The organism is Okeania sp. SIO2F4, from assembly GCF_010672385.1.
Classification (GTDB): Bacteria; Cyanobacteriota; Cyanobacteriia; order Cyanobacteriales; family Microcoleaceae; genus Trichodesmium.
Genome location: NZ_JAAHGT010000685.1, coordinates 1 through 5304 on the forward strand (window position 1 = coordinate 1; position 5304 = coordinate 5304).

At 37.7% G+C, this 5304-nt stretch carries 3 protein-coding genes; all 3 read right to left on the reverse strand.

All coding sequences use genetic code 11. From position 1 onward, the window contains the following. Positions 1–43: 43 nt before the first annotated feature. Positions 44–1894 (reverse strand): DUF3769 domain-containing protein, encoded by a 1851-nt coding sequence (locus tag F6K22_RS30425; protein ID WP_293106825.1) that lies wholly within the window; start codon positions 1892–1894, stop codon positions 44–46. A 1088-nt stretch (positions 1895–2982) separates the two neighbouring features. Beyond that, a complete protein-coding gene (locus tag F6K22_RS30435) occupies positions 2983–3099 on the reverse strand; it encodes a photosystem II reaction center protein I (RefSeq protein WP_011612663.1) in 117 nt (38 codons plus the stop codon). A 108-nt stretch (positions 3100–3207) separates the two neighbouring features. Beyond that, a complete protein-coding gene (locus tag F6K22_RS30440) occupies positions 3208–4569 on the reverse strand; it encodes a hypothetical protein (RefSeq protein WP_293106830.1) in 1362 nt (453 codons plus the stop codon). Positions 4570–5304: the final 735 nt, after the last annotated feature.

The following is a 5304-nucleotide window of genomic DNA, read 5'->3' on the forward strand; positions in this document are numbered from 1 at the left end:
ACCACTGTATTTCTAAGCAGTTGGTTCAGTTGGCGTCATACTATCAAATGGGTTGAAGATTTGAGGACTTATCTGGTATTAGACAAACCTCAAAGCAATCGAGAAAAGCTAAGTCTGATGCCGGAAAAGTCAAATTGTAACCTTGGAATGACTGTCTTAGTCGAATGCTACCTCGAAAGTCATCTTCCTCTAGCTCGGGAAAATCTTTAAATGTCAAAAATGTGGCTCGCCCTTCTAGTTGAGTTGTGGGGGTTATGGCACCATTGACAGAAGCTTTGAGACCCAAAACGTTACCATCTATAGGTGAGTCGTCTTCATCACCAAAAAATGCTCTTTCCAAGTAGTATTGAGGAGTTAGCCTAATTTGCAAAGGACCTGGAACAAAAGGTTCAAATGTACTTTCAACAAATAAACCACCTCGATCGTCTTGGTCATAACCAATTTGAAGTGGGAGCGGGTCTCGTTGCTGGCGATCGATAACTGTTCGCTCGCGAAATAGTGGCAAACTAAAACGTTGGTCGAATACTAACCGAGATTTTTTGGTTATCAGTTCATCTTGAAAGGGAGATAAGGGTCTAAGTGTAGCGCGATCGGATCTTAATTCTACCTCTGGAGGTGAAAATGGGTCATTGGTTAGTCGAAGATTTATTGCTTCCCATGTACCAGCACCTAGTAAATTGAGACGGTCAGCTTCAAAGCGCAGTCGGTTAACTGTTCCTGACTGCTCTGGTAGTTCTAGTGTGGGTTCAAATGTAACTCTTGCCCCTTGAGTAGCTTTCACTTTTGTTGGAGGTTGAGTAGCAGCAATGTTATCACTCAAGGATCTTGCCCCTAATGCTCCTACTCCTTCTGTGGTAGGTAGGGATGATGACATGCTTTCTTCTGCGTTTCCAACAAAAATAATTCCACTTGCTTCTTCAATTAATCCTTTATCGAGAGCAAAGTTGTATTCCATGCGCTCTCCAAGCAAGACTTGTTCTCCTTGAGCAAACACAGCATTTCCTGTGGCAAGGAGTTGACGAGTTGTTAGGTTAACTTGTACTTTGTCAGCACTAACTACTCCTTGACTAAATCGCACTGTTACCTTACCTTCTGCACTAATAAGTTGCCGTTGCTCGTTATATTCTTGGCGGTCTGCAGTTACTTCGACTACATCTGCTGGTAGAGGTATTTGAAGAGGTTGTCTATCCTCTGTTTTTTTGTCTGAGTCTTGAGTTGGAGATTCTGATTCTGGTATGGGAATAGGGGTTCCTTCTTTTTTGTCTTCTGATTCTGGGGTGTCAGTTTCGCGAGTGGGTTGTTGGTCTTGGGGAAGGTTTGGTAGTTCTGGGGTATTGTTTTCTCTGATGGTTTGCCCTATCTGAAATTTTGATGGAATTGGTTGTTTTTTGCTACTAAAACGTTCTAATATTTTTCTACTATTATTGACATTAAGCGAGTTTGTTTGTTGAGTAGTTTGGGCTTCTTTTTCAGACACAGCATATTCTGAGAAATCTGAGAAGGAACTGGAGGAGAATGTTTTTTTTCTACCTGAATTGATTTGGCTTTCGAGAGTAGAAATTCTCTGTGCTGATGATATATCTATTTCTATTGGTGGTCCAAGATTGGCTGAGGTTGTATGAATTGGACCGACTTTCTGAGTTTGGTCAAAAGTTGAGGTAATTTGAGGAAATTTGTACAACACAGTTTCTCTGAACTCTTCTCCTAAGAAAGTGTTCTTTGCAGATATTCTGATTTCCTCTGCAACCTGGTTTAATTGTGGTCTTGGACTCGATTGATTTTGATTTGGAGTCGATAATTCCTGTTGTGCCTCTGTAACAGACTGGACTACAGGGGCTGAAGGTAGGGTTTGAACAATGGGAGGTATTTCTGGAGGTGGCAGGGGGTAGGACATATTTCGGATAGAAATACTAAGTTCACGAGATTTAAAGATTGGAGTTCATCTTGACATCTTCCCGACACTGCTCTACGAGACAGCTTGGGATTCCCTAAGATTACTGATAGGGGCTTTCTGCTTCATAGCACTTGCCCTCCAGGATTTACTCCCTTCAGGTCTTACGGTCGCTCCACAGACTGACACTGCTAGCCCAGCAGCCAAAAGATTTATACTTGGGTTAATGTCGCAGTCATGGTGACTACCAAATTCTGGACAGTCCTACTCTCTGATGCTGAGAGGTAATTTTTGGACATGAATCAAATAGCATTGCTATATAGATTGACTTGAAAGTCAAAAGTTCACTAATGAGGCTCTTCAGATAGCTTCACTTAGATGGATTATATTTATTACCATATTTTGTAAATTATGTCAAAAATTAGCCTGGAACGTAACACTGTACAAAGTAAGTGGACTTCCAGGCTAAGTGACGCTCCCACAATATCAGCATTTATTTGTCTTCTGTGGAGGAGCCACAATTTTATATTCAATATTTTCGATTTGATTGATACTCCCCGCTAGTCGCGAGACGGGGATTCTTAAGTAGTCCAAAAACGAACTCTTAATGGAATTATCAAAGTGCCGCTACACCCTCAAATATGTTGACACATAGCCACATACATTGGGCTTACTTTACTTTCGCTTTCAGATATGATCACAAGGCCAATTTTGTAGGCTCCTCGTCCTGCCATTGTTTGTAGTCGTGTAGCCACACTGACGCGCTTAATTTTTCTAACCGCTGGACTTACTTACAGGGATTTCTCCTTACTAGGACGATTCGGACCGCAGATTTTTTCCTACTTGCTTCTTCAATAGTAACACAAAAACTAGAGATTTTTAAGGCGATTAAAATCTCTCGTTTCGCTGCGCGACATGAAACGTTTTTCATCCATCCACTAAAGTGACATGGCTTTCAAACTCTCGAACTTCTTTCGTAAGAGAGCATTTTCCTCTTCTTATTTATGGCTTTAATGCTAGGACTAATCCCTAATTTACTACTTTTCAATCTAGGGTAACTCCCGTGTAGAAGCTAAAATTTTGATACAGGTTTACTCCATGTCCCGACCGCTAGGGTTCCGTGCAGGGTCATTGGATAAGAATCCAAAGATAAATAATAAGACAAAGAATAGAACAACGATATTAACAACTATTTTCAAAGTCAGCATTTATTATTTCTCCTTAAAGGATAGGGTTTCAGACCGAATTTTTTCGATCAAATATCTACAACTTTCTTATCATATCTAAATGTTGACTCATTTTACCACAATCATTTGTCAAAAATTTTTCAACTTTTGTTGACACAATTGCCACACCTGTACAAATATTTTTTCTAGCCAAGTCATAATCACATCTACCCACCCCAATATTATTTCTAGGGGATGTTTGACATACCCTACTGAAACTGACTCTACTTCTAAACAGTTTCCTTGGTGTTTGGGTCTACTTTGTGAGTTATAACTTTGAACAGATATTTTGGTACGGTTTATGCTATAATTTAGTTCCTGTTCTATTCTATGTCCATCTATATCTCTCAAAACTTCTTTGAATGCGATCGCCTCTTTTTTGGCAGAATTATTAGAATTATTAGAAGTTAAGATGGTCTGGTCAGATAAGTGTCGATCTAAAGGTAAATCTAAAGGTAAATTTTTCTCTTTTCCTAATTTTTCTATATTTCCTGTCCTAATTAGAGGTTTAGTTGCTAAAGAGGTCGCTATCTGAGATGTTTCTGGTTCAAATGGTGATACTGATGAGGCAACTATTGGCGTTTCATCTTGGTTGGCTAAAGGCTTTTGTTGATTTTCTTGGCCTAGTTCTGCTTCTAATAATGATTCGAGTTGCCATTCTTCTTCTATTTTAAAAGGTGGTAGTAAACCATTTAATCCTAGACCTGTAGTAATTGGGTATAGATACTGTTTGGCTAAATTATGAATAAACTCACTGAAAGTTAGATTTGAACTTGACAATAATGGCTGACTTTGGTAGTTTATCGAACTTATATTATTTTCGTGCTTTGATTCATTTTGGTCTAAAGCTATATTCAATTCCTCAAACAAATTGAACCACAAGGCAATTTTACTGGTTTGTACCCAAGCCATAATTTGCCAGATTCTGCCTAAAGGTCCAAACATTGGCACAAGTTCTGTACAGGGTTGAAGTTGCAATGGAACTTTTTTTTCTATCTTGGCTGTTTGTAATATTAGAGGATTTTCTTGTTTGACCCTGACCAAAATTTCTGATATTTTATGGTTTTCTGCAATTTCTAATCCTGAGAAATCTTCGCACTGCATTTTAACCAGAGGTTTAGGCTTTGAGGGTTCTAATAGTCTAGGATAATCTTGTGTTGAAATTACTGATACTTCTTGGATAGGTTGGTCAGGAGTTTGATCGTTTTCACTTATTTTTTTATTGACTTTTTCTGCGATTTGTGGTATTGGGCTTGTGGTTGTTTGTCTTAGTTGTTTGAGTGCTAGGCGAGATGTTTGCAATAACACATATATAGGATAAAGTAACAGTTGAACTGTGTTAGTAGCTGCAAATTTTAAATGACGCAAGGTAGTATCGCTTTGAGTTAATATTTGGCGATATTTTGCTGCAACAAAATTTAATACTTTACTTTTATAAGGACTTGAAGTCATTTCAGTTATCAATTATCAGTTATCAGTTATCAGTACCTCTGACTTCAGCCAAAGGCTTGAAATACTGAAAAATAAATTTCAGAGTTTATTTTAAAAACAAAAAATAATTTAATTTTTTATTATATCATTCTTTTTCCATAACAGCGGAATGAAGTTTTATCGATGGGGAAGGATAATATTTTTAGTTGAATAAAAAATCATATGTATAGGCGAATAACCCCCCACTTCTTAAAGTGTATCATTATATTTTGGGAAATACAATAGCAAAACCTGATTATTTTTTGGAGCTTTACAGAATGCAAAAGTTAGTGCTAGCTAACATGGCGATTATCTGGTTTGACAATATAATTCTCTGAGATTTTTCCGAGTATTTCTGGAGAAGAGCTTTGACTTGATAGGAGAAATATTTAGAGATTTTTTTGGCTGTTTTGGTTGAATTTTTCTTAGTCGAAAGGTGATGGTGAGAGAGACTTTTATCAAAATTAGGTAGAAGGAGAAACTAGGAAAACCTAGTGAATATCTGAAGCTGAAAAAATCTCTGGATGCTGATGGTAATTTCATCAGCTAATCTCTATTTTCTCGATTTTTTTGATTAGGGAAATTTCGAGAAAAATTATCACATCAAACATCTGGCTTGAAAATCAGGTTCAGAGATTTTATGGAAAGGTTGGCATCTGAATAATTCTCTGAGATTTTTTCCAGTATTTTTGGGGAACAGCTTTGATTTGATAGGAG